General features: G+C 60.1%; 22 protein-coding genes. 18 read left to right on the forward strand and 4 right to left on the reverse strand.

The window, feature by feature from the left end; translation table 11 throughout:
- Positions 1-7 precede the first annotated feature (7 nt).
- The 18 genes from def to secG all read left to right on the forward strand — a co-directional run bounded on the left by def (position 8) and on the right by secG (position 19,442).
- A complete protein-coding gene (gene def / locus ACWXWJ_RS01085; RefSeq protein WP_293791500.1) occupies positions 8-514 on the forward strand; it encodes a peptide deformylase in 507 nt (168 codons plus the stop codon).
- Entirely contained in the window at positions 511-1,515 is a 1,005-nt protein-coding gene (gene fmt, locus ACWXWJ_RS01090) for a methionyl-tRNA formyltransferase (RefSeq protein ID WP_448307643.1), read from the forward strand. Before def ends, fmt begins: the two co-directional genes overlap by 4 nt.
- Before the next feature lie 7 nt (positions 1,516-1,522).
- Entirely contained in the window at positions 1,523-3,037 is a 1,515-nt protein-coding gene (locus ACWXWJ_RS01095; RefSeq protein WP_473963277.1) for an RsmB/NOP family class I SAM-dependent RNA methyltransferase, read from the forward strand.
- Between the two features lie 16 nt (positions 3,038-3,053).
- On the forward strand, positions 3,054-3,731 hold the full coding sequence (gene rpe, locus ACWXWJ_RS01100; protein ID WP_448307645.1) for a ribulose-phosphate 3-epimerase: 678 nt from the start codon (positions 3,054-3,056) through the stop codon (positions 3,729-3,731).
- Positions 3,732-3,735: 4 nt separating this feature from the next.
- Positions 3,736-4,800, forward strand: coding sequence for a bifunctional diaminohydroxyphosphoribosylaminopyrimidine deaminase/5-amino-6-(5-phosphoribosylamino)uracil reductase RibD (ribD, locus tag ACWXWJ_RS01105; protein ID WP_473963278.1), 1,065 nt, complete (start codon positions 3,736-3,738; stop codon positions 4,798-4,800).
- Positions 4,801-4,866: 66 nt separating this feature from the next.
- On the forward strand, positions 4,867-5,523 hold the full coding sequence (locus ACWXWJ_RS01110; RefSeq protein WP_473963279.1) for a riboflavin synthase: 657 nt from the start codon (positions 4,867-4,869) through the stop codon (positions 5,521-5,523).
- 19 nt (positions 5,524-5,542) lie between these two features.
- A complete protein-coding gene (locus tag ACWXWJ_RS01115) occupies positions 5,543-6,787 on the forward strand; it encodes a bifunctional 3,4-dihydroxy-2-butanone-4-phosphate synthase/GTP cyclohydrolase II (protein ID WP_473963280.1) in 1,245 nt (414 codons plus the stop codon).
- 37 nt (positions 6,788-6,824) lie between these two features.
- Positions 6,825-7,307 (forward strand): 6,7-dimethyl-8-ribityllumazine synthase, encoded by a 483-nt coding sequence (ribH, locus tag ACWXWJ_RS01120; RefSeq protein WP_293791489.1) that lies wholly within the window; start codon positions 6,825-6,827, stop codon positions 7,305-7,307.
- A gap of 65 nt (positions 7,308-7,372) precedes the next feature.
- The gene (locus ACWXWJ_RS01125) at positions 7,373-7,828 is read left to right on the forward strand and encodes a PH domain-containing protein (RefSeq protein WP_293791488.1); all 456 of its coding nucleotides are present in this window, start codon (positions 7,373-7,375) and stop codon (positions 7,826-7,828) included.
- A 2-nt stretch (positions 7,829-7,830) separates the two neighbouring features.
- Positions 7,831-9,882 carry an excinuclease ABC subunit UvrC gene (gene uvrC, locus ACWXWJ_RS01130; RefSeq protein WP_473963281.1) on the forward strand — a complete coding sequence of 684 codons (2,052 nt, stop codon included), beginning with the start codon at positions 7,831-7,833 and terminating at the stop codon, positions 9,880-9,882.
- Between the two features lie 11 nt (positions 9,883-9,893).
- The gene (rapZ, locus tag ACWXWJ_RS01135) at positions 9,894-10,769 is read left to right on the forward strand and encodes an RNase adapter RapZ (RefSeq protein WP_473963282.1); all 876 of its coding nucleotides are present in this window, start codon (positions 9,894-9,896) and stop codon (positions 10,767-10,769) included.
- A 14-nt stretch (positions 10,770-10,783) separates the two neighbouring features.
- A complete protein-coding gene (locus ACWXWJ_RS01140; protein ID WP_293791485.1) occupies positions 10,784-11,794 on the forward strand; it encodes a gluconeogenesis factor YvcK family protein in 1,011 nt (336 codons plus the stop codon).
- Between the two features lie 55 nt (positions 11,795-11,849).
- Positions 11,850-12,836 (forward strand): DNA-binding protein WhiA, encoded by a 987-nt coding sequence (whiA, locus tag ACWXWJ_RS01145; protein ID WP_293791484.1) that lies wholly within the window; start codon positions 11,850-11,852, stop codon positions 12,834-12,836.
- A gap of 186 nt (positions 12,837-13,022) precedes the next feature.
- Positions 13,023-14,030, forward strand: a complete 1,008-nt coding sequence (gap, locus tag ACWXWJ_RS01150; RefSeq protein ID WP_293791483.1) for a type I glyceraldehyde-3-phosphate dehydrogenase — start codon at positions 13,023-13,025, stop codon at positions 14,028-14,030.
- A 155-nt stretch (positions 14,031-14,185) separates the two neighbouring features.
- Entirely contained in the window at positions 14,186-15,397 is a 1,212-nt protein-coding gene (locus ACWXWJ_RS01155) for a phosphoglycerate kinase (protein WP_473963283.1), read from the forward strand.
- A 60-nt stretch (positions 15,398-15,457) separates the two neighbouring features.
- Positions 15,458-16,243: a triose-phosphate isomerase gene (tpiA, locus tag ACWXWJ_RS01160; RefSeq protein ID WP_293791481.1), complete on the forward strand. Its 786-nt coding sequence runs from the start codon at positions 15,458-15,460 to the stop codon at positions 16,241-16,243.
- A gap of 70 nt (positions 16,244-16,313) precedes the next feature.
- Complete coding sequence (gene ppc, locus ACWXWJ_RS01165) at positions 16,314-19,094, forward strand: phosphoenolpyruvate carboxylase (RefSeq protein WP_473963369.1); 2,781 nt, start codon at positions 16,314-16,316, stop codon at positions 19,092-19,094.
- Between the two features lie 108 nt (positions 19,095-19,202).
- A complete protein-coding gene (gene secG / locus ACWXWJ_RS01170) occupies positions 19,203-19,442 on the forward strand; it encodes a preprotein translocase subunit SecG (RefSeq protein WP_293791480.1) in 240 nt (79 codons plus the stop codon).
- 34 nt (positions 19,443-19,476) lie between these two features.
- Here the strand turns inward: secG and pgl are convergent, their stop codons facing one another.
- From pgl to tal, 4 genes are all read right to left on the reverse strand, one after another.
- Entirely contained in the window at positions 19,477-20,310 is an 834-nt protein-coding gene (gene pgl, locus ACWXWJ_RS01175) for a 6-phosphogluconolactonase (protein ID WP_473963284.1), read from the reverse strand.
- Complete coding sequence (locus ACWXWJ_RS01180; RefSeq protein WP_473963285.1) at positions 20,307-21,383, reverse strand: glucose-6-phosphate dehydrogenase assembly protein OpcA; 1,077 nt, start codon at positions 21,381-21,383, stop codon at positions 20,307-20,309. The genes pgl and ACWXWJ_RS01180 overlap by 4 nt, the downstream gene beginning before the upstream one ends.
- A gap of 73 nt (positions 21,384-21,456) precedes the next feature.
- Positions 21,457-23,019: a glucose-6-phosphate dehydrogenase gene (zwf, locus tag ACWXWJ_RS01185; protein WP_473963286.1), complete on the reverse strand. Its 1,563-nt coding sequence runs from the start codon at positions 23,017-23,019 to the stop codon at positions 21,457-21,459.
- Between the two features lie 40 nt (positions 23,020-23,059).
- A complete protein-coding gene (gene tal / locus ACWXWJ_RS01190) occupies positions 23,060-24,172 on the reverse strand; it encodes a transaldolase (RefSeq protein WP_473963287.1) in 1,113 nt (370 codons plus the stop codon).

Below are 24,172 nucleotides of genomic sequence, written 5' to 3' on the forward strand. Positions count from 1 at the left end.
GATAACCATGACCGTGCTGAACATGCGCTACTTTGGGGACCCGGTCCTTAAGACCGTGGCGGACCCAGTGAAATCAGAACTTATTCAGGATGCGGGAACGCGTCGCCTGGTCGAGGACATGCTGGAGACCATGGATCACTTCGGTGGCGTGGGACTGGCCGCCAACCAGGTGGGTATCACTCGCCGCATTTTCGTCTTCGACTGCGATGGGGATCGCGGACATGTGATCAACCCGACTTGGGAGGCCGTGGGTGAGGAGACGCAAACCGGGGGCGAGGGTTGCCTTTCCATCCCGGACGTCGGCGGTGACGTCACCCGTGCCCAGCGAGTGCGCTTGCGTGGTACGACCGTCGATGGCGAGGAGATTGACCGCGAGGTTACGGACTTGCTGGCGCGTTGTGTGCAACACGAAACCGACCATCTTGATGGCGTGCTTTTCATCGAGCACCTAGAGGCAGACCAGCGCCGTGAGGCAATGCGCCAAATTCGCGAATCGGAGTGGTTTAAACAGTGAAAATCGTCTTTGCCGGCACTCCGGAACCCGCTGCCGTGGCGCTAGAACACCTCATCGCCGATGAGCGTATCGAGGTCGTTGCGGTGGTTACCCAGCCCGACGCCAAGCGGGGACGTGGCCGCAGCCTGCGCCCATCGAAGGTCGCGGAAGTTGCGGAAAAGGCCGCCATCCCCACTTACAAATGGCCTAGCCTCAAAGCCGGTACGGAATCCGGTGACGAGGCCCGCGCGGTGCTTTCCAACCTCGCCGAACGCGGTGTGTCTGCCACAGCAGTAGTGGCCTATGGCAACCTGATTCCTACCGACCTCCTCGACGTGTTTGAGCATGGATGGGTAAACCTGCACTACTCACTCCTGCCACGCTGGCGCGGTGCAGCGCCCGTTCAAGCAGCGCTGGCCGCTGGCGACGAGTACACGGGAGCATCCATCTTCCGCATCGAACAGGGGCTGGACACCGGCCCAGTCGCCGCCCAACTGACCCAGAAGATCGCCATTGAAGATACGGCAGACGACCTGCTGGCAAGTCTGACCTATGCCGGACGCGAGCTACTGGCCGATGCCCTCATCGAGATGGATGATGGCTCTGCTGAGCTGTCCGCACAGGACGATGAGGCGGCTACACACGCGCCGAAGATTCACCCGGCTGATGCGCAAATCGATTGGAAGCAGCCCGCCGAAGTCATTCAGCGCACTGCCCGTGCTCACACTCCGGCGCCTGGTGCATGGACTTTGTTGGACGACCAACGGTTCAAGATCGGCATGCTGCTACCTACCTCACCCACGGACGCGTCAGAACTTGCTGAACTCGGTGCAGGTGATGTTGCGGCGTCGAACAAAAAAGTTTTCGTAGGCACGGGCACCAGCGCGCTAGAGATCACGCTGATCCAACCGCCGGGGAAGAAGATGATGGACGCGGCCGCCTGGGCGCGCGGTCAGCAGGAGTTGCTGGCGAAGCATCCGACCTTCAGCGCCCGGAACACAGAAGCGGAAACAGGGGAGTAATAGGAACATGGGAGGCTTCAGGGCGCGCTCTGAATCGGCGCGCAGCGGCGAACATAAACCCGCAAAGGCTACGGGCTACCAGCAACGCCGTCCCGAACATAGGCAGCGGAAAAGCCGTGCAAAGGGCTCCGGGGACAAGGTACGCGACGTCGTCTTTGGCGTATTACGGGCCGTCACAGTCGACGACGCTTTCGGCAACTTGGTGCTGCCCAAGGCGCTGCGGGAAGCAGGTTTAAAGGGACGCGACGCCGCATTTGCCACAGAGCTGACCTATGGCACCCTGCGCGCACGCGGACTATTGGACGCAATCATCGCTGACGCGGCTGGGCGCCCGATTGAAAAGATCGACTCAGTAGCCCTTGATGCCCTCCGCATGGGCGCTTACCAGATCCTGCGCACACGGGTGGAGAACCACGCTGCCGTCAACACATCGGTGGAGTTGGTGAAAGCCCATGGCGCAGGCCAAGCATCCGGGTTCGTCAACGGGGTGCTGCGAGGGCTGACCCGGAAGAAGCCCGAAACATGGATCGAGCGAGTGGCACCAGGTAATGAACTGGCCGATATAAGCTTGCGCAATGCACACCCGGAGTGGATTGCCCAGGTATTCGCTGAGTCCCTGGGAGTGGATACCGCTACCGAAGAAGGGCACAGCGAACTCGAATATGCGCTGGCTGCCGATGACGCGCGCCCGATTGTGCACCTGGCCGCCCGCCCCGGCCAGATTAGCGGCGAGGAGTTGGCACTGATCACCAGTGGTACCGAGGGCAGGTTCTCTCCCTACGCGGTCTATTTGGATGAAGGCGCCCCCGGCGAAATTGCCCCGGTGCGCGAGGGGCTGGCTAGCGTACAGGATGAAGGTTCGCAGTTAATTGCCCTGGCTACTACCCGCGTACCTGTCGCTGCCGAATTGCCTGGCCGGTGGCTGGATCTCTGCGCGGGGCCGGGCGGTAAGACTGCGTTTATTGCCTCAGCCGCGCTGTCCGAGCAGGCGAGTGTGGATGCGGTGGAGATTGCTCAGCACCGCGCCACGTTGATCGAGCAGACTGTCCGCGAGTTGCCAGTGCGTGTGCACGTGGGCGATGGGCGGAAGTTGGAAGAGATCAAGAGCCTGAATATTCCGGAGGGTGGTTTTACTCGTGTACTGATCGACGCCCCGTGTTCCGGTCTCGGTGCGTTGCGTCGCCGCCCTGAGGCTCGGTGGACGAAGTCCCCAGAGGATGTTCCGCCGCTTGTCGCGCTCCAGCGCGAGTTGCTGACCAGTGGCCTGGCTGCGGCTGCTCCGGGCGGGGTGCTGATCTACTCCACGTGCTCCCCGCACCCTAAGGAGACTACGGACGTGGTTCGCTCGGTCGCGGCACGTACCGGTGCGGAGATTCTGGACGTTACTGAGTACCTGCCTGAGCTGGCCGCCACGAACGTCGCCCAGACTAAGCCCTTTGTTCAGCTCTGGCCCCATATCCACGGCACCGACGCAATGTTCTTCGCCGCGCTGCGTCCGGCAAGCCGCCCCGCCGACAAGTAGAAAGGCTTTTGCTCCTATGCCGAACCCCCGCACTTCCCGCACCCCGCTCATCGCCCCGTCGATCCTCGCCGCCGATTTCTCTGCCTTGGCCAGCGAAATTGGCCGAGTACCGAATGCAGACTGGTTGCACATCGACGTGATGGATAACCACTTTGTTCCTAACCTTTCTTTCGGCCTTCCAGTGGCCAAGTCGCTGCTTCCCCACACGGACAAGCACTTGGATGTGCACCTGATGATTGAGAACCCAGAGAAGTGGGCGGAGGACTATGCCGATGACTTCCAGTCCGTCACCTTCCACCTGGAAGCCGTGGCGGATGTCGACGCAGCTATTGCCTTGGCCGACAAGTTGCGCGGACACGGCACGGCGGCGGGCATTTCGATCAAGCCGAATACTCCGGTGGAACCACTTTTGGATCATCTGGACAAGTTTGACCTCGTTCTGGTGATGAGTGTGGAGCCGGGCTTCGGCGGCCAGAAGTTTATGCCCGAGGTACTGGACAAGGTTCGCGCACTGCGCAGCCGTATCGACGAATTGGGCCTAGATACTCTCATCGAGATCGATGGAGGCATTGGGCCGGAGACCGCTGCCGAGTCCGCCGCCGCGGGCGTGGACGTATACGTTGCCGGCTCCAGTGTCTTCGGCAAGGAAGACCCCGCCGCGGCGGTTGATGAGATCCGCGCTCGCGCCCAGTAGCTACATGGATCTTTCTCTGTTTTCCGACGCCCACCACCTCGGTTGGCAGGCGGCCCAGAAAGCTAGCCCGAACCCGCCGGTCGGTGCGGTGATCGAAGACTCTGCCGGGGTAGTGGTAGGCCGTGGCCATACACAACGCCCTGGCGCAGCACACGCTGAAGTGATGGCACTGCAGGAGGCCGGCGACCGCGCCCGCGGTGGCCGGGCGATTGTGACTTTGGAGCCCTGTAACCACACTGGCCGCACGGGTCCGTGTGCGCAGGCACTGATTGAGGCGGGTATTCGCCGCGTTGACTTTCTCTTCGCCGACCCGAACCCCACTGCGACTGGGGGCGCCGAGACTCTGCGTGCGGCCGGTGTGGAGGTTTTTGGTCCTTATCTGCCACAGCCAACTGCCCCAGGTGGTGCGACGCTGGTTCCGTGGACCCAGATGTACAGCGTGGAACCCTGGCTTATCGCGATGGCCGAGAGGCGTCCGCATGTTTGTCTCAAGATCGCCTCAACGGTGGACGGACGGGTAGCTGCGAGAGATAAAACGAGCCAGTGGATCACCGGGGATGCTGCGCGTGTCGCTGCTCACGAAGACAGAACCCGTCGTGATGCAATCCTTGTCGGAACTGGTACCGTCGCCGCCGATAACCCTCGCCTATCTGCACGTGATGCACAAGGAAAGCCCTTTGCAGAGGACCTCCAGCCCCTGCGAGTGGTACTAGGAACCCGTGACGTTCCCACCGACGCACGGATTTTTGACGCTCCGGGACAGGCTGTCCACTTGCGCACTCGTGATGTACACGCTGCCCTTGCAGACCTCTGGGAGCGCGATGTGCGCACGCTGCTGGTGGAGGGTGGTGCAGAGGTAGCTGCGGCTTTTATAGGCGCTGGGGTAGTGGACGAAGTGCAGTACTACGCAGCACCGGCAGTGTTGGGAGCAGGGGTGGCGTCGCTAAGCACGCAGCGAGGCGACCTCGGCCAGACAATCGCAGATATCCTGCGCTTTGTGCCACGTGAGCTGGAGGTATTGGGTGGGGATATTCGCTGGACGATGACGGCGCCCGGACGTACCCCCTGACACTGGGAGTAACCCACAGTGGGCTAATGTGTATGTAATCACATACATAAAACGTTAGGAGCGCGCATGTTCACCGGGATCATCGAGGAGGTCGGACAGGTCGCCGCTATTGACGCAGCGGGAGACTCGCTGCGGATGCGTTTCACTGTCCCCGGCGTGCTGGAGGATGCCAAGCGAGGCGATTCCATCGCGATTAATGGCGTGTGCCTGACTATCGCGGAGCTCGGCGCGGGCGAAAAGGCCGCAGAGTTCACAGCTGATGTGATGCAGGTGACGCTGGACTACAGTGCCCTGGGAAGCATCTCAGTGGGCGACCGGGTGAATGTCGAGCGTGCGATGGCCAGCGGCCAGCGCTTTGGCGGGCATATCGTGCAAGGACACGTGGACGGCACTGCCCAGCTGATCGAGCGGCGTCCCTCAGAGCACTGGGAAGTTTTCCGCTTCCGTTTGGATCAGCCGGAGCTGTCCCGTTACCTCGCCAAGAAGGGCTCGGTAGCGATCAATGGCACGTCGTTGACCATTGCTGAGGTCTCAGAGGTGCCGACAGTAGGGAAAAATGAAGAAGACTGGTTCGAAGTCTCCCTGATTCCCACCACACTGGCCGACACTATGTTGGGTGATCTGCAGCCGGGATCCCGCGTCAACGTGGAGTGCGATGTGCTTGCGAAGTACGTCGAACGACTATCTCAGCATTGCGCGAACACCAACGGCCAGCAAAACTAACGCGAGAGGCAAGATCACGATGAGCACAAGCGAAAACCAGGACATTCAGCTGGACTCCGTGGAGCGTGCCATCGCCGACATCGCTTCGGGTAAAGCCGTAGTGGTCGTCGACGACGAGAACCGGGAAAACGAAGGCGACCTCATCTTCGCCGCCGAGCTAGCGACTCCCGAACTGATGGCCTTCATGGTGCGCCATAGCTCCGGCTATGTGTGCGTAGGCATGGATAGCGCCGAATGCGACCGCCTAGGTCTGCCGCCGATGGTTGCCCGGAACGAGGACGTCCGTGGCACCGCCTATACGGTAACGGTTGACGCCGCCGAAGGCGTGGACACCGGCATCAGCGCCACCGACCGAGCCCGTACAGTGCGGCTGTTGGCGGATCCTACATCCACCGCAGCGACCTTCAACCGCCCAGGCCACGTGGTTCCGCTGCGCGCCAAGCGCGGAGGCGTGCTGGTACGCCAGGGCCACACCGAGGCCGCGGTAGATCTGGCACGGGCGGCGAACCTGGCTCCCGCAGGGGCGCTGTGTGAGATCGTCTCAGAGGAAGATCCCACCACCATGGCCCGCCTGCCCGAGCTGCGACGCTTCGCCGACGCACACGGACTGGCTCTCATCAGCATCGAGCAGCTGCAGCACTGGCGCCGCCACCACACCCAAACCTTGGAGCGAGCAGTGGAAACGCGGCTGCCGACCAAGCACGGAGACTTCCGGGCGATCGGCTATGTCAACATCATCGATGGCACAGAGCATATCGCGCTAGTCAAGGGCGATCTCTCTACCGCAGGGGAGCAACCCGTCCCGGTTCGGGTGCATTCTGAGTGTCTTACCGGCGATATCTTCGGCTCGCGCCGCTGCGACTGCGGTGACCAGCTTTCCGCCGCGCTCGACTACATCGAGTCGAAGGGGCGTGGCGTATTGATTTACCTGCGCGGTCACGAGGGTAGGGGTATCGGTCTACTGCCGAAGCTCCGCGCGTATGTGCTGCAGGATGAGGGGCTGGACACCGTGGACGCTAATCTCGAGCAGGGGCTTCCAATAGACGCCCGCGAGTACAGCGCGGCAGCTCAGATTCTCAAGGATCTGAAGGTAGACACGGTTGCTCTGATTTCCAACAACCCGGACAAGATCCACGACCTCGCCAGCCACGGTGTTAACGTCGCCACCCGCATTCCGGTGGAGTTGCACCCCAATGAAGACAATGTGGTCTACCTTCGCACGAAACGGGACCGGATGGGTCACCAACTCGATACGCTGGACTGAAAAGCTCATATCGAAGTACCAAGGAGGAGCCCCTACCATGGCGCATAACGGAGTCGCCGATATCCACATCAAGGCCGGTTCTGCTTATGGCATGACTGTCGCAGTGATCAGCGCATCGTGGAATGCGGACATTACCGATCAGCTGCACCAACACTCGATTGCGACTGCTAAGGAAGCAGGTGCGCAGGTTACCGAATGGCGGGTCGCCGGGGCACTCGAGCTGCCTGTCGCGGTCGCCGCGGCATGTAAGCGTTTTGACGCCGTGGTGGCGAACGGTTGCGTAATTCGGGGTGAGACCGAACATTTCCGCGTGGTCTGTGATGCAGTGACCTACGGGCTTACGCGCGCCGGCTTGGACTCGGGCACTCCCGTTGGCAATGGTGTGCTTACTGTAGATACCCATGAGCAGGCGATCGACCGTGCCGGTGGCATGGATGCAAAGGAAAACAAGGGGCGCGACGCAGCGGTTGCGGCGATTCATACCGCTCTCGTACTGCGACAGATCGAGCGGGGCGTTTAGGGCTGCCCCGTGTCAAAGCGGGGCGTTTAGGGCTGCCCCGTGTCAACAGAGTAGGGTGGAATGCCGTGAGCGATAAGGATGAATGGGAGCTGGAGGTTTCCTCGCCGTTCTTGAAGAAGCTGGCGTGGATCCTGGTCGTTGTGGTCATGGCTGTGCATATTTTCATGGCCATCGTCGTGGCGGTGGGAGACACTGGCGTGACGGTAACGCGTGCCGATCAGTGGGGATTCATCGGCATTGGACTGGTCTTCTCTTTCGTTGCCCTCTCCCTCTTGCGTCCGCACGTCAAGGTAAATAGCCAAGGCGTGGAAGTTCGCAATATCGTCAACGGACAGTTCTATCCGTGGGAAATCATCCACGGATTGTCCTTCCCCCAAGAGGCCAAGTGGGCTCGCCTGGAACTTCCGGACTTTGAGTTCGTCCCCATGATGGCCCTTAACATCTACGATAAGCAGCTCATCGCGCAGCGTGTAGAGAACTTCCGCCAGCTGGAAGACCGATACATGCCATTTGACGAGTAACTTTGAGCAGCGTTTCTTACCGCCCCGAGCCCGGGAGCATCCCCACCGATCCTGGCGTCTACACTTTTCGCGACGCCGACGAACGCGTCATCTACGTCGGTAAGGCCAAGAACCTACGCGCCCGTCTGTCTAATTATTTCCAGGATCTCAGCCAGCTACACCCGCGTACCCGCGCCATGGTGCAATCGGCGAGCCATGTTCAATGGACTGTTGTTTCCAGCGAATTGGAGGCACTGAACCTCGAATACACCTGGATCAAGCGCTTTAACCCCCGGTTTAACGTCATGTACCGGGACGATAAGACCTATCCCATGCTGGCGATCAGCGTTAAGGAAAAGATACCGCGGGCATTTATGTACCGCGGTCCCCGGCGCAAGGGCGTGCGTTATTTTGGTCCCTATCCCAAGGCCTGGGCGATCCGTGAAACACTTGAGTCTTTGACGCGCGTCTTTCCTATTAGAACGTGTTCAGCTGGGGTGTATAGGCGTCACGAAGCTTTGGGAAGGCCGTGTCTACTCGGCTATATCGATCGATGCAGCGCCCCGTGCGTGGACAAGATCACTCCCGAAGGTCACCGGGCGCTCGTCGACCAGTTCTCCAGCTTCTTGGCTGGCAACACCGAACCAGTGCTGCGTAGGGTGCGCAAGGAGATGGACGAGGCTGCCGAAAACCTAGACTTTGAGCGAGCAGCCGCGCTGCGCGATCAACTGCAGGCCATGCAAAAATCAATGGAGCGGCAAGCGGTGGTATTTTCCGATAAGACCGACGCCGACCTCATCGCTTTCGTCGCCGATGAGTTGGAGGCGGCGGTGCAGATTTTCCACGTCCGAGGGGGACGTATCCATGGCCAGCGGGGGTGGGTCGTCGAGCGCGAGGATCTGAGCGAGGAGCGGCTCGTTGCGGACTTCATTACCCAGTTCTACGGGGAGACCGCGGAACTGGCTAAGGCCACAGAGACTCAGGTCGGTGGCGCATCCGGACCGGAGGTGGATAGGGAACTTGCCCGCGCGATCAACCCTGCGTCCACACAGGATCTTGGCGACCTGGTGGGTGATGTGCAGGTCACGCCTGTGCCACGAGAAATTCTTGTACATGTCTTGCCGGAAGAAGCCCCGGATTTGGCTGAATGGCTAACAAGCCTGCGCGGTTCCAATGTGGAAATCAGGGTGCCACAGCGCGGTGACAAAAAGGCGCTGATGACCACTGCAGAAACTAACGCCACACAGGCGTTGGCGCAGCACAAGCTGAAGAGGGCGGGCGACATTACGGCACGTTCGGCAGCTTTGAAGGAGCTGCAGGAGGCACTGTGGATGGACGAATCTCCGCTGCGTATCGAGTGCACCGATATTTCGCATATCCAGGGCACTGATGTCGTGGCCAGCTTGGTGGTTTTCGAAGACGGTCTGCCTAAGAAGGCCGATTACCGCCGCTATAAAATCCGCGAGGCCGCCGGTGATGGACATTCCGACGATGTAGCTTCCATTGCGGAGGTGGTGCGTCGTCGTTTCAAGCGCTATCACCAGGACAAATCCGCTGTTCCCGCTGGCGACGACGGGGGAGACCTGCTCGACGGCGAGGCGGACCTCGAACACACGGACACGGCAAAGCAGAAGTTCGCTTACCCGCCCCAGCTATTCATTGTGGATGGTGGCCTTCCACAGGTGAATGCGGCCCAAAAGGTCTTGGATGAGCTTGGAGTCAACGACGTAACTCTCGTAGGCATCGCTAAACGTCTGGAGGAAATCTGGGTTCCTGGCGAGGAGTATCCCATTATCGTTCCCCGCAACTCACAAGCTCTATACCTAGTACAGAATCTCCGCGACGAAGCCCACCGTTTCGCCATCAATTTCCACCGCCAACAACGCAGTGCCCGCATGCGGCGCAGCAAATTGGACGACATCCCGGGACTCGGGCCGAAGCGCCGTAAGCAACTGGTTAAGGAGTTCGGCTCCGTGGCGAAGGTGAAGCAGGCCAGTGTGGAGGACATCGCCGCGCTTCCGGGCTTTGGGCCGAAGTTGGCACAACTTATTCACGACGCCCTCAATGCTGGGTAGGATCGGGAAGTATGAGCGCATCAACGCAGCAAGAGCCCAGTTTGATATTGATCACGGGCATGTCTGGGGCAGGGCGTCGAGCTACCGCCGCAGCCCTGGAGGAGCTCGGGTGGTACGTCGCGGACAACCTTCCGCCCGAGCTCATCGTGCGAATGGTTGAGCTTAGTTTCTCCCCGGATTCGCCCATCGAGAAGTTGGCCATCGTCACCGACGTCCGCTCCCGCGATTTCGCCGGCAGCCTCACCAGTGTCCTGCACGATCTCCATACCGGAGGCCGTCGCCCTACAGTGCTTTATTTGGATGCCACGGATGAGGCACTGATTGCGCGCTTTGACGCTGTGCGCCGCACCCACCCGCTGCAACAAAAGGGCACGCTGCAGGACGGTATTGACCGTGAACGCGAAATGCTCGCCAGCATCCGCGAACGCGCTGACATCGTTTTGGATACCACCGACCGGAGCATCCACGATCTGCGCCGTGAATTGGAGAAGTTCTTCGCAGCTGCGGATCACTCGAGTGTCCGCATTAATCTGCAGAGTTTCGGCTTTAAGCACGGACCGCCCAAGGATATTGACATACTGCTGGACGCTCGTTTCCTGCCGAACCCGTACTGGGATCCGCAGCTGCGCCCATTTAAAGGTATTGACGCCCCCGTCTCCGACTTTGTCCTGTCTCAATCCGGGGCCGAAGATTTCCTCGACCACACCGTGGGACTCATCCACTCCGTACTGCCGGGATACCGCAAAGAGGGCAAGTTCTTCGTATCCGTAGCCATCGGCTGCACTGGTGGCCACCACCGCAGCGTGGCGATCGCTGAGGAACTAACCCGCCGGCTGGCAAAAGACGGTGTACTCGTAAACCTTTCCCACCGAGACTTGGAACGTTAGGGGTGAAAAGCAACATGACGCATAACGAAAACTCTTCCCCGAAACCAATCGCGCGGATGGCTTGCCTGGGCGGCGGACATGGCCTTTTCAATACTCTGCGTTCGGCGCGCACCATCGCGGATTATGTTGCCGCCATTGTGACGGTGGCCGACGACGGAGGATCGTCAGGACGCATTCGTCGTGAGTTGGGTTCTCTACCGCCAGGTGATCTGCGCATGGCGCTAGCGGCGCTCACTCGCGATAACGAGCGCGGACGCATGTGGGAAGACGTGATTCAACACCGCTTCGGCGGTTCTGGCGCGCTCAAAGGCCACGCACTCGGCAATTTCCTTATCACTGGTCTGGCGCAGGTTATGGGAAGTGAGCTAAAGGCGCTGGACGAGATTGGTCGACTCCTCGGCATCGAAGGGCGAGTCATCCCGATGAGCAACGAGCCGCTGGATCTGGAGGCCGAAGTGCTCGGGCTGGAAGAAGACCCACGGGAGGTTGTCGCCGTGCGCGGGCAGGTTGCCGTTGCATCCACGTTGGGGGAGGTGCGCCGAGTGAAGCTCTACCCCGTGGATCCGCCAGCGTCTCCGGAGGCCGTCGAGGCGATTCTTAATGCCGATTTGGTCTCCATGGGACCGGGATCCTGGTTTTCCAGTGTGATCCCGCACCTCCTCGTCCCCGGAATCGTGGATGCTCTCAACCAAACTAAGGCGGTAAAAGCGCTGGTCTTGAACTTGGTTCCGGAACCTGGGGAGACCGCCGGGATGTCTTTGGAACACCATATCCATATGGTGCGACAGCATTGCCCCAGCTTGAAGATTGACGTTGTCATCGTCGATCTGTCGACGATGCCCGTGGCCAGCGCTCGGCGTCATATCGAAAGGGCAGCGGCAGCACTGGGCGCGAAAGTGATCTACCGCGACGTGCGGGAGGACGACAACCGCGGGCGATGGACCGACCGTCACAATCCGACCAAACTCGCTGCGGTTCTGCATGAGGTTTCAGGCGGCGTGCAAGACCTGCCGGAGCGAGAATAGCTAGCTCGGCTATAATTGGGTGCCCTGTGTGCAAGTTGGGAAGGAAGGACAGTCCGTGGCACTGACGGCCGATGTGAAGGCAGAACTAAATCGAGTTCTGGTGACTCGCCATGATGTGATGACCGCGGAGGTTGCCAGCCTGCTGCGGTACACGGCTGCCTTGCACCTGGTGGGCAAGAAGATCGTCGTGGAGTCCGAGGTGGACTCCGCAGATACGGCTCGTCGCCTCACAGACATGGTGGAGCAGCTCTACAAGATCGAACCGGAGCACCAGATTATCGGTGCGGGCAATCTTCGTCGCAGCCCTCGGCATGTGCTGCGGTGGACTGAAGGTGGCATGGAGCTGGCACGTCGCACCGAGTTGATCGACCGCGTAGGGCGTCCAGTACGAGGCTTGCCGCGATTCATTATTGGCGGCACCAAGGATCAATGTGTAGCCGCCTGGCGAGGTGCTTTCCTGGCGCATGGCTACATTACGGACCCGGGACGTTCGTCCGCGCTGGAGGTGCAGACGCCGTCGAATGAGGCCGCTCTGGCACTGGTCGGCGCCGCACGCCGTATTGACGTGACTGCAAAGACGAAGGAAGCCAGGGGAGTCAACCGCGTCGTGATTCGCGACGGCGATTCCATCGGACGGCTCCTCATGCTGATGGGTGCTCAAGAGACCCGCGAAATCTGGGAGAAGCAGCGCCGGAACCGCGAAAATCGGGCAAAAGCGAACCGCCTGGCGAACTTCGATGATGCGAATCTGCGCCGCAGTGCCCGCGCCGCAGTGGCCGCTGCCGCCCGCGTGGAGCGTGCCTTGGAGATCCTGGAAAACGATGTGCCCCAGCACCTGGCCGAAGCCGGACAGTTGCGGGTGGAACATAAGGAAGCCTCACTGGAGGAGCTCGGTCGCCTTGCAGAGCCACCGATGACCAAGGATGCCGTGGCAGGTCGCATTCGACGCCTGCTTTCAATGGCTGATAAACGCGCCGAGGAACTGGGATTACCGGACACACATTCCGCTGTCACCTCGGAGTTGTTCAACGACGTTGATTGATTTCTAACCCCGTAGAAGTCAGCACGGATACCCCCATCGCATATGGGATAAGAATCGCTGCGAACCCTAGGAGGCGCAGGTACTCTCGGAGGTGTCGGCGTGAGGGTCGAGGGCTTGGAGTTTTGAGCCGTAGGCCTTGGCGTCTAGCTCGAAGAAAAATAGACGCAGTTTTTAGGAGTTCAACTTATGACTATCCGTGTTGGCATCAACGGTTTCGGCCGAATCGGCCGTAACTTCTTCCGCGCAATCCGTTCCCAGGGCGCTGACCTGGAGGTTGTGGGCATCAACGACCTGACTGATAACAAGACGCTGTCTGTCCTGCTGAAGAACGACTCCGTTATGGGTCGCCTGGATGCTGAGATCGAGTACGACGACGAGTCCATCACCGTCGACGGCAAGCGCATCGCCGTTTCTGCTGAGCGCGACCCGAAGAACCTGAACTGGGGCGAGCTGGGTGCGGACATCGTTATCGAGTCCACCGGTTTCTTCACCGATGCTGAGGCTGCCAAGGCACACATCGACGCGGGCGCTAAGAAGGTCATTATCTCCGCTCCGGCGAAGAACGAGGACGCTACCTTCGTCGTTGGTGTAAACCACACCGACTACGACCCGGAGAACCACCACATCATCTCCAACGCCTCCTGCACCACCAACTGCCTGGCTCCGCTGGCCAAGACTCTCGACGAGGAGTTCGGCATCGTCAAGGGCCTGATGACCACCGTTCACGCTTACACCGGCGACCAGCGCCTGCACGACGCTCCGCACAAGGACCTGCGCCGCGCCCGCGCCGCAGCCGTTAACCTGGTTCCGACCTCCACTGGTGCTGCAAAGGCCGTTTCCCTGGTTCTGCCGCAGCTGAAGGGCAAGCTGGATGGCTACGCAGTGCGCGTTCCGGTTATCACCGGCTCCCTGACCGACCTGACTTTCGAAGCTGAGAAGCCGGTCACCGTCGAGGCTGTCAACGCTGCACTCAAGAAGGCAGCCGAGAATGAGCTGAAGGGGATTGCGAAGTACTCCGATGACGCTCCGCTAGTCTCCACCGACATCGTGGGTGATTCTCACTCCTCTATTTTCGACTCTGGCCTGACCAAGGTCATCGACAACCAGGTCAAGGTTGTCTCCTGGTACGACAACGAGTGGGGCTACTCCTGCCGTCTGGTCGACCTGGCAACCTACGTCGGCGAGCGCCTCTAATTAGGCCTTGTCCGCAAAGCTATAAGGATTACGGGTTCGGCTCCGATCGCCGCACGTGTCGCGCGTCGCGGGGTCGAGCCGGCCCGTTTTCTCATGTAGCCCCCACTCTCTACCTTCATTAACCACCCAAATAGAAACTTTTTAAGGAGCTTCCCATGGCCATCAAGACCGTTAAAGACCTGATCAACGAGGGCGTCCAGGGACGCCATGTTCTGGTTCGTGCGGACCTGAATGTCCCGCTGTCTGACGGCAATATCACCGACCCGGGTCGTATCGATGCTTCCGTACCTACGTTGAAGGCTCTGTTGGAAGCCGGAGCTCGCGTCGTTGTCTCCGCCCACTTGGGTCGCCCCAAGGGTGAGTTCAAAGAGGAGTTCTCCCTGGCTCCCGTCGCGGAAGCTCTCGCTGAGCGCCTAGACCAGTGGGTACCGCTAGCCACTGACGTCACCGGCGAAGATGCTCACGAGCGCGCCAACGGCCTTGACGACGGTGACATCCTGCTGCTGGAGAACGTTCGCTTCGATGCCCGCGAGACCTCTAAGGACGAGGCAGAACGCGCTGAATTCGCGGCCGAGTTGGCTGCCCTCACCGGTGACAATGGTGCCTTTGTCTCCGATGGCTTCGGCGTGGTTCACCGCAAGCAGGCCTCCGTCTACGATGTGGCCAAGAAGCTGCCGCACTACGCAGGTGGTCTTGTCGAGGCCGAGCTGAACGTGCTCCGCCGCGTGTCGGCGACCCCGGAAAAGCCCTACGCCGTTGTGCTGGGTGGTTCCAAGGTGTCTGACAAGTTGGGCGTCATCGAGGCACTTGCACCGCGCGTGGACAACCTCCTGATCGGCGGTGGCATGTGCTTCACCTTCCTCGCGGCACAGGGCTACTCGGTTGGCGGCTCTTTGCTGCAGGACGACATGATCGACACCTGCAAGGATCTGCTGAAACGCTTCGGTGACGTCATTGTTCTGCCCACCGATGTAGAGGTCGCCGAGCGTTTCGACAAAGACGCCGACCACCGCACCGTCGACCTGAACTCCATCCCGGAAGGTTGGATGGGTCTGGACATCGGCCCGGACTCCGTTCAGCTGTTCTCCGAAATCTTGGCCAAGTCCAAGACCGTGTTCTGGAACGGCCCGATGGGCGTATTCGAGTTCCCAGCCTTTGCGGCGGGTACGCGGGGTGTTGCCGAGGCAATTATCGACGCCACCGGCGGCGGTGCATTCTCGGTCGTCGGCGGTGGCGACTCGGCCGCGGCTGTTCGCACCCTGGGCCTGGGAGAGGAAGGTTTCTCCCACATCTCCACTGGCGGCGGTGCCTCCCTGGAGTTCCTGGAGGGCAAGGAACTTCCCGGCGTTTCCGTCCTGGAAAGCTAAACACACCCCGTACGTTCCAGAAGTACTAAGCAGTAAGCACAGTAGAGAGGCATTGACACAATGACCGCACGCAAGCCACTTATCGCCGGCAACTGGAAGATGAACCTGAACCACTATGAGGCTATTCAGGTCGTGCAGAAGTTCGTCTTCGCACTGCCGAAGGAGTACTACGAGTCCGTGGATGTGGCCTTTATCCCGCCGTTCACGGATATCCGCTCCGTCCAGACTCTGGTGGATGGCGACAAGCTGGAGATTACTTACGGTGGCCAAGACGTATCCCAGCACACTTCGGGTGCTTACACCGGTGAGGTATCCGGCGCAATGTTGAAGAAGCTGGGCTGCACGTGGGCCATCATTGGCCACTCCGAGCGTCGCCAGTACCACGGAGAGACCGACGAAACCGTAGCAGCCAAGGCTCGCGCAGCACTGGATAATGAACTGCAGCCGATTGTCTGCGTGGGCGAACAGCTGGATGTCCGCGAAAAGGGCGAGCATGTCGAGTTCGTTAAGAACCAAACCAAGGCCTCCCTGGCGGGACTGTCCGCTGAGGACCTTTCCAAGACCGTCATCGCATATGAACCCGTCTGGGCAATTGGCACCGGCAAGGTTGCCTCTGCCGAGGATGCACAGGAAGTCTGCCACGCGATCCGTGAGCTCGTCGCCGAGCTAGCTGGCGAGGAGGTCGCTGGTGGTATTCGCATTCTCTACGGTGGTTCGGTGAAAACCGATTCCGTCGGAGAGCTGGTCAGCCAGCCAGACGTGGATGGCGGTCTCGTCGGCGGAGCGTCGCTAAACGGCGAAGACTTCGCACGCCTGGCAGCGGCCGCAGCAAAGGCGACGGCCTAACACAATGAGCAACGACACGATCCGCGGCACCGCCATTCCCGTCGCTCCTGATGAAATCGCCCACCCAGAGATCAGCCCCACGGTGCGAGACGATACCCGCTACCTGGGGCGGATCCTGGGAGAGGTAATCCGTGAGCAGGAGGGCGAGTACACTTTCAACCTCATCGAAAACTCCCGGCGTGCAGCTTTTGACCTGCGCTACGGAGAGATGCAGATTGAGCAGCTGGCCGAGCAGTTCAACTCACTGCCGACGGAGAAGGCGCTGCCAGTGATTCGTGCATTCTCGCACTTCGCTTTGATGGCGAATCTGGCGGAAGATCTCTACGTCGAACGGGTTCGTGACCTTGAGGAGGATCGGGGCAATACCGCCCCGCGCTCCACCCTGGCATATACGTGGCAAGAACTTCACAACCGGGAAGTGCCGGGGGAGAAGGTCGCCGAAACTATGGCGAATGCCCTTGTAGCGCCTGTCCTCACGGCGCACCCAACAGAGACCCGCCGCCGGACCGTGTTCGATGTGCAAACCGACATCATGAAGATGATGCGTCGGCGCGCACGCGTGCTCAAAGAACTCAAACTTAACCCCGACTCCGTCCGCGCGGCTCGCCAACTGACGCAGATTGAGCTGGTAATTCGCCGCCGCATGACGCTACTGTGGCAGACCTCCCTGATCCGTAGCGTGCGTCCGCGTATCGAGGACGAGATCAAGGTGGGATTGCGCTACTACGGCATCAGCCTGCTGAGCGAGATTCCGGCGATCAACCGTCGCGTCAATGAGCATATGAAAGAGCAGTACGGAGATACCGTGCCCCATACTGCCATCGTGCGCCCCGGTTCGTGGATCGGTGGCGACCACGACGGTAACCCCTATGTCACTGCAGAAACGGTCAGTATCGCCACGACCGCGGCCGCCCGCACTGTCTTCGACCACTACCAGAAAACCATTTACGCGCTCGAGCACGAGCTCAGTCTGTCGTCGCGGTTTATCGACACCACCGAGGCGCTTGAGCAACTAGCCGATCGTGGCCACAATGACGTTCCTTCCCGCGTGGATGAGCCTTTCCGCCGCGCCCTGCACGGCATGCGCGGACGCGTGGCAGCGACGGCCAAACAAACCCTCGGGGAGCCGGTGGTGTCCGGCGGCATTCACAAGGGACACGAGCCCTACGCGGATCCGGAGGAGCTTCTGGCCGACATCGATACGGTGGATGCTGCGCTACGCCACTCGATGGACGATCTTCTGGCCGACCACACCTTGGCTGACCTGCGCGAGGCCGTTGAAACTTTCGGCTTTAACCTCTACGCACTGGATCTGCGGCAGAATTCCGAAAGTTTCGAGAACGTCCTGACCGAGGTCTTTGCCCGCGCCGGTGTCGCTGAGAACTACGCGGAGCTGGATGAAGACAACAAGATCAAATTGCTTCTGCGCGAGCTGGCCAGCCCACGTCCACTAGCGGATCCGGGCGCCGAATGGTCCGAGGAAACTGAACGTGAGCTAGGTATTTTCCGCGCAGCGGCACAAGCAGCAAAGAAGTTCGGAACTGATGTGGTTCCGCACTGCATCATCTCTATGGCATCGTCTGTTTCCGACGTTATCGAGCCGATGATTCTGCTGAAAGAAGTGGGACTTATCCAGGCAAACGGTGATCACCCCCGGGGTTCGGTGGATATCATCCCGCTGTTTGAGACCATCGACGACCTCGCTGGGGGTGCGGACATCATGCGCGAGCTGTGGAAGCTCCCGCTCTACCGCAACTACGTCGCGGAACGCGGAGATACCCAGGAGATCATGCTGGGTTACTCTGATTCCAACAAGGACGGTGGTTACTTCGCTGCCAATTGGGCGCTGTACGACGCCGAACTGGAGCTTGTGGCCGCCTCCCGCGAAGCAGGACTATTCCTGCGTCTCTTCCACGGACGCGGTGGAACCGTCGGTCGCGGTGGCGGTCCATCCTACGACGCGATCCTGGCGCAGCCGCAGGGTGCTGTGCAAGGTGCCGTACGCATCACTGAACAGGGCGAGATTATCTCCGCTAAATACGGCGATCCCGCGAACGCCGCCCGAAACCTGGAGGCTCTCGTCGCCGCCACACTGGAGGCCAGCCTGCTGCCCGTCGACGATCTCGGCAATCCGGAGGAGGCCTTCGCCACCATGCGCCAGGTCGCCGAAGAATCGCGCAAGGCATACTCCGCGCTTATGCACGAAGACCCGGGCTTTATCGAATACTTCACCACCTCCACGCCATTGACAGAGATCGGCAGTTTGAACATCGGTTCCCGCCCATCGTCGCGCAAACAAACCACCGCCGTATCGGATCTGCGCGCCATCCCCTGGGTACTCAGCTGGTCGCAGTCCCGCGTAATGTTGCCTGGTTGGTTCGGCGTCGGCAGTGCCTTAAAGCGCTGGATCGACGGCGGTACCTCTGTCTCTGGTGACGCCACCTCGCGCCTCAACTACCTGCGGGATCTACACAAGCGTTGGCCTTTCTTCGCCTCGGTGTTATCCAATATGGCGCAGGTGATGTCAAAGGCCGACCTGTCGATTGCACAGCTTTACTCCGAGCTTGTGGCGAACAAGGACGCAGCGGAGCGAATCTTCCGTGTGATCGTGGAGGAGTACAAGCTGACAGTGGAGATGTTCCTGCAGATTACTGAACGGGACACCCTGCTGGCAGATAACCCGGAGCTGGTGAGCTCGGTGCGCAACCGCTTCCCGTACCTGGTGCCTTTGAACCTGTTGCAGGTGGAGCTGCTGCGTCGCTACCGAGCCGGTGATGATTCCAATAGCGTACGTTCTGGGATTCAGCTGACCATGAATGGCCTCGCCACTGCGCTACGCAACTCCGGCTAGGCTTCTGCCGCGTGGCGGGTTGTCACTTCAGGGCCACAGCGGGTAAATTCGTGGTGTTAAACAAAAGATTTAGTAAGTTGATTACGAAGAAGAGTTGAGGGTAGGGCATTGATCCTAACGCTGCAGATCATCCTGGTTGTCACCAGCTTGCTGATGGGCCTGTCCGTTTTGCTGCACAAAGGTAAGGGTGGAGGCCTGTCCAGCCTGTTCGGTGGCGGCATGCAGTCCAACCTGTCCGGTTCCACCGTGGCGGAGAAGAACCTGGATCGTCTGACTGTGGGTACCGCCGTTATCTGGCTGATCTCTTTGATTGCACTGAACCTAGTTCTGCACTACGGCCTGGGATAACCCACAGCCCCCTAAACCCCCTAGAAGCAACAATCTAAAGCAGTGGGTTAGCTTCCTTGTCTACCCACAGCAGCGTTGCCTCGATACCCGAGGCCAAGGCTGCGGGCCACTCGGCGCCATTACCGCCGTCAAACACCTGGCTCGCAGCCTCTTTCTTTTCCGCACCACAGACCAGCAACCACACTGCTCGGGAACGGTTCACCGCCCGCATAGTCAGGCTAATACGCTCCGCCGGAGGCTTCGGACATTCGCGGACAGACACTACAGAACCTTCGGCATGTAGTAGCGCGTCAGTGTGAGGGAATAGCGAGTTGATATGGCCTTCTGGCCCCATGCCCAACAGGTGAATGTCAAAGCCCTCCGGCGCGACCTGATCTACAGTCTTCCCATAGAACTCAGCCGCCGCATCCAGCGCTGGCCCATCCGCCTGCTCGCCTGCCGCCAGGGCGGGGAAGCGGAACACATTTAGAGAAGGAATGTCCACGTGTCGAAGTAACGCGTCAAAAGCTTGTTTATCATTGCGCTCCGGGTCGCCGGCGGGCAAGAAACGCTCATCGCCGAAGAAGACATACACCTGTGACCAGTCGATCCGGGTGACAGGAAAGTCCTCCGCCGTTTGCTTTGCCGCGTGATCCAATGCAGCAATCTCTGAAAGAGTAGCAATGCCCGCGCCACCGCCGGTCAATACCACCCGGACAATGCCATCACCGGTGACTGTATCCCCGGTACGCTGCAGTTCAGCTACGGTGTTGATGAACTCACGGGCCGCGGCAGTAGCGAGATCCTGCTTGTTGTCGCGGGGTCGCAACTCGATGCCGGTTTTCTCACTGACAACTGCGTCGTGGCTGTGATCGTGTGTGGGCTTCATCGTAGAGACTCCTGACCGTCGAAGTTGTTGTAGGTATCGCGGGCGTCGCGGGAGGTCCAGCGATCTAGCTTGTCATCCTGTGCATCCGTCGTCTTAACACCGCGGAACTGGGAATTCCGTGGACCTCGGTCGGGCCTGTTTACCCGCACCAGGCCACGCAACGCATGACCAAAGGCATAATCCGGGTCAAGGTGCCGCAGCTCTTCGGCCAGGCAATCGGCAAGGGCACGCCTGCCGAGGGTGACCATGGAATTCTGGTCACCGACGGTCAGCGAGACCGTGTTGGCGTCAACAGCCTCCACCTCAATGGCACCCACCTGGCGGTGCAGCACCGCCTTTTCGATCGAAATCAGTCGATCGCCGTCCGCATCCTCACTGAACCGACCTTCGCCCGTGACGTGCCTGGTCACCGGAACGTCCAAGCGCTCGGCGAGCCATCCGGCGGCAATGTCTACGGAAGGATCGTGCTTCGGCCCCCAGACCTCTGCGGAAACAATGGCATGGTGCGGAGGCTGATCCAGTGCAGAGGCCAATAGTCCGCGCCATAGGGTGATGCGGCTCCACACCATGTCGGAATCGCCGCGGGTATATGTCATGCGACGGCGGTAGAGGGCATCCTCGTCCTCGTCCGTGAGAGAGTCCGTGATACGGCGGGTAGCCAGCGCGCCGATGGGATCGGCCGCCGGGTTACGCGGACCGGTCGCAGGCCACCAGGCCACAATCGGAGTATCGGGCAGCAACAACGGAGTCACGACCGAGGCGCGGTTGGCCGACAGCTCTCCGTGCAGGTGCATAATGATGATCTCTGAAGCACCCGCATCTCCGCCGATGCGCAGCTGGGCATCCAGCAATGGCTCTTCGCTGCGGTGCATCACCAACACGATGACACGTGCAGGGTGCTCGCGGGACGCGTCATGTGTGGAGCTAATGATTCGATCGAGATCATCCTCCTCGTTAGCTACCACGATCAGGGTAAGGACGCGGCCGCTTGTGACGTCGCCGCGCTCCTCACGCAGCGCACGGATGCGGTGTTCAATGTCTTTGGTCTTGGTGTTCGGTAAGTCGATAATCATGGGCGTTGAAGTGCGCGCTCCTCACGCGGGTGGGGACGGTGCGGGTAGGGGTCTGGCGGTTTCTAGGGTGCTTCTACGGACGACGCCACTGCCGTCCCGACCGGGACAGAATCTCTTCGGCGCCCTTTGGCCCCCATGTGCCGGCGGGGTAGTCCTCTGGGCGCCCATGCAGCGCCCAATGATCCAGGATCGGATCGAGGATCCTCCAGGACAGCTCAACTTCCTCGTTGGTGGGAAAGAGGCTGGCTTCGTCCAATAGGGCATCCAAAATCAAACGTTCATAGGCTTCGGGCGACTCTTCGGTAAAGGCCTCGGAGTAGCTGAAGTCCATGTTGACATCGCGCACCTCCATAGCCGATCCCGGGACCTTGGAGCCGAAACGCACCAGCACGCCCTCTTCGGGTTGCACGCGGATGACCAGCATGTTGTTACCCTGGGCAGTGGTTTGTCCGGGGCCAAATGGCAGGTGAGGGGCTTCCTTGAAAACAATGGCGATCTCCGTCACGCGGCGCCCCAGGCGTTTGCCGGTGCGCAGGTAGAAGGGAACACCCGCCCAACGGCGCGAAGCGATTTCGAAAGTAGCGGCGGCATACGTTTCGGTAGTGGATTCCGGGTCGAAGCCATCCTCCTGGCGCAGCCCCTTCACTGGGATGGATCCCTGCCATCCGGAGGTGTATTGTCCACGGGCCGTGGTCTGCGCAAATGGACCCACTGGGCTCGTGGCGCGGAGAACCTTAACCTTCTCTGCCTGCAACTCGGACGGGTTGAACGTCACCGGCTCTTCCATAGCAATCAGCGCCAACAACTGCAGCAGGTGGTTTTGGATCACGTCGCGGGCCGCACCAATGCCGTCGTAGTAACCCGCACGGCCTCCCAGACCGATGTCCTCAGCCATGGTGATCTGCACATGATCCACGTAATGCGCATTGAACATCGGGTCGAAAAGCTGGTTGGCGAAGCGCAGCGCCAGGATGTTCTGCACTGTCTCCTTGCCCAGGTAGTGGTCGATACGGAACACGCTGGATTCCGGGAACACGCTGTTTACGATCTCATTGAGCTCGTGGGCGGACTGCTCATCATGGCCGAATGGCTTCTCAATAACCACGCGTCGCCAGCCATTGTGCAGCTCGCCCAGTTCCGGATCTGGCTTCGCCAAGCCCGACCGTTCTAGCTGGTGGCATACGCTGGGGAAGTGGTCCGGGGGTACCGAAAGATAATAAGCCCAGTTGCCAGCAGTGCCGCGTTCGTTATCGATCTCACGGGTTTTCTCCGCGAGGGCGTCAAAAGCAGCGTCCGTGGTGAAGTCACCAGTGACAAAGAAGATGCCTTCGGCCAGCCGCTCCCAGACATTCTGGCGCCACGGGGTGCGCGCCCGCTCCTTGACTGATTGCAGAACCTGCTCTTCGAACTCTTCCTTGGACCAGTCACGACGACCGTAACCGATCAGACTAAAACCCGGCGGCAGCAGGCCACGGTTGGCAAGGTCGTACACAGCAGGCAGCAGCTTCTTGCGTGCTAGGTCACCGGTCACGCCGAAAATCACCAAGCCACAGGGCCCGGCGATGCGGGGAAGGCGCTTGTCCAATTCATCGCGCAGCGGATTGCGCCATTCCTCGGCGGAAAAAGGTAGTTGCACTTGTTTAAAGTCCTCTGTTACGTGGGGTAGTCGGGGGTTGCTATTTTGCGTTCAGCTGCTCTGCGAGGGTGCCCAAAAGTTCGTTCCACGAGGCTACGAACTTTTCCACACCTTCATCTTCTAGCACGGCCCACACCTCGGCCAGATTCACTCCGACCTCGTCCAGGCTGGCGAAAACCACATGTGCCTGGGATGCAGTTCCGGACAGCGAATCGCCACGGATTTCTCCATGGCCGATCGTCGCGTCCAGCGTGTTCTCTGGCATCGTGTTGACGGTGTGCGGGCCGGCCAGCTCGGTGACGTACAAGGTATCTGGGTACTCCGGGTTCTTTACTGAGGTTGACGCCCACAGTGGGCGCTGTACTCGAGCTCCCTTGTCGGCCAGCTTCTGCCATTCGGGGTTGTTTAGCAGCTGCTCCTCGAAGGCAGCATAGGCCAGTTGGGCATTGGCCACGCCCGCCTTGCCCTTCAGCTGCTTGGCTGCTTCTGAGCCGATGCTATCTAAGCGCTTGTCGATCTCGGTATCCACGCGGGAGACAAAGAAGCTAGCCACGGAGTGAATCTTGGAGAGATCTTTGCCCTCTTCGGCAGCACGGTTAATGCCCTCAATGAAAGCTTCCATCACCTGAATGTAGCGGGAGACAGAGAAAATCAAAGTGACGTTGACGCTGATTCCCTCAGCCAAGACTTCAGTGATCGCAGGAAGGCATTCCTCCGTGGCGGGAATCTTAATCATAAGATTGTCGCGTCCGACCTTGGCAGCCAGTTCCTTGGCTTGGGTAACCGTGGCCTCGCGCTCATTGGCTAGGCGCGGGTCGACCTCCAAAGAAACGCGGCCATCGAATCCCTCCGTGCGTTCGTAGAGGGAGAGGAACACATCGCAAGCATCCGCAACATCGTCCGCAGCCATTTCGAACACGGCGCTATCTGCTGGGGTACCCGCGGCAGCGAGCTCGCGTAGCTGTTCGTCGTAGGCGGTTCCCTGGGACATAGCGTTGGCAAAAATCGCCGGGTTGGTGGTTACACCAACTACGCCCTTGTTCTCGATTACCTCGGCGAGGTTACCGGAGCGCAGGCGGTCGCGGGACAGGTCATCCAACCACACGGAGGTACCGGCGGCGGCAAGGGCTTCGATGTTGGCGGGAGTGCTCAT

The organism is Corynebacterium sp. p3-SID1761 (genome assembly GCF_055862885.1).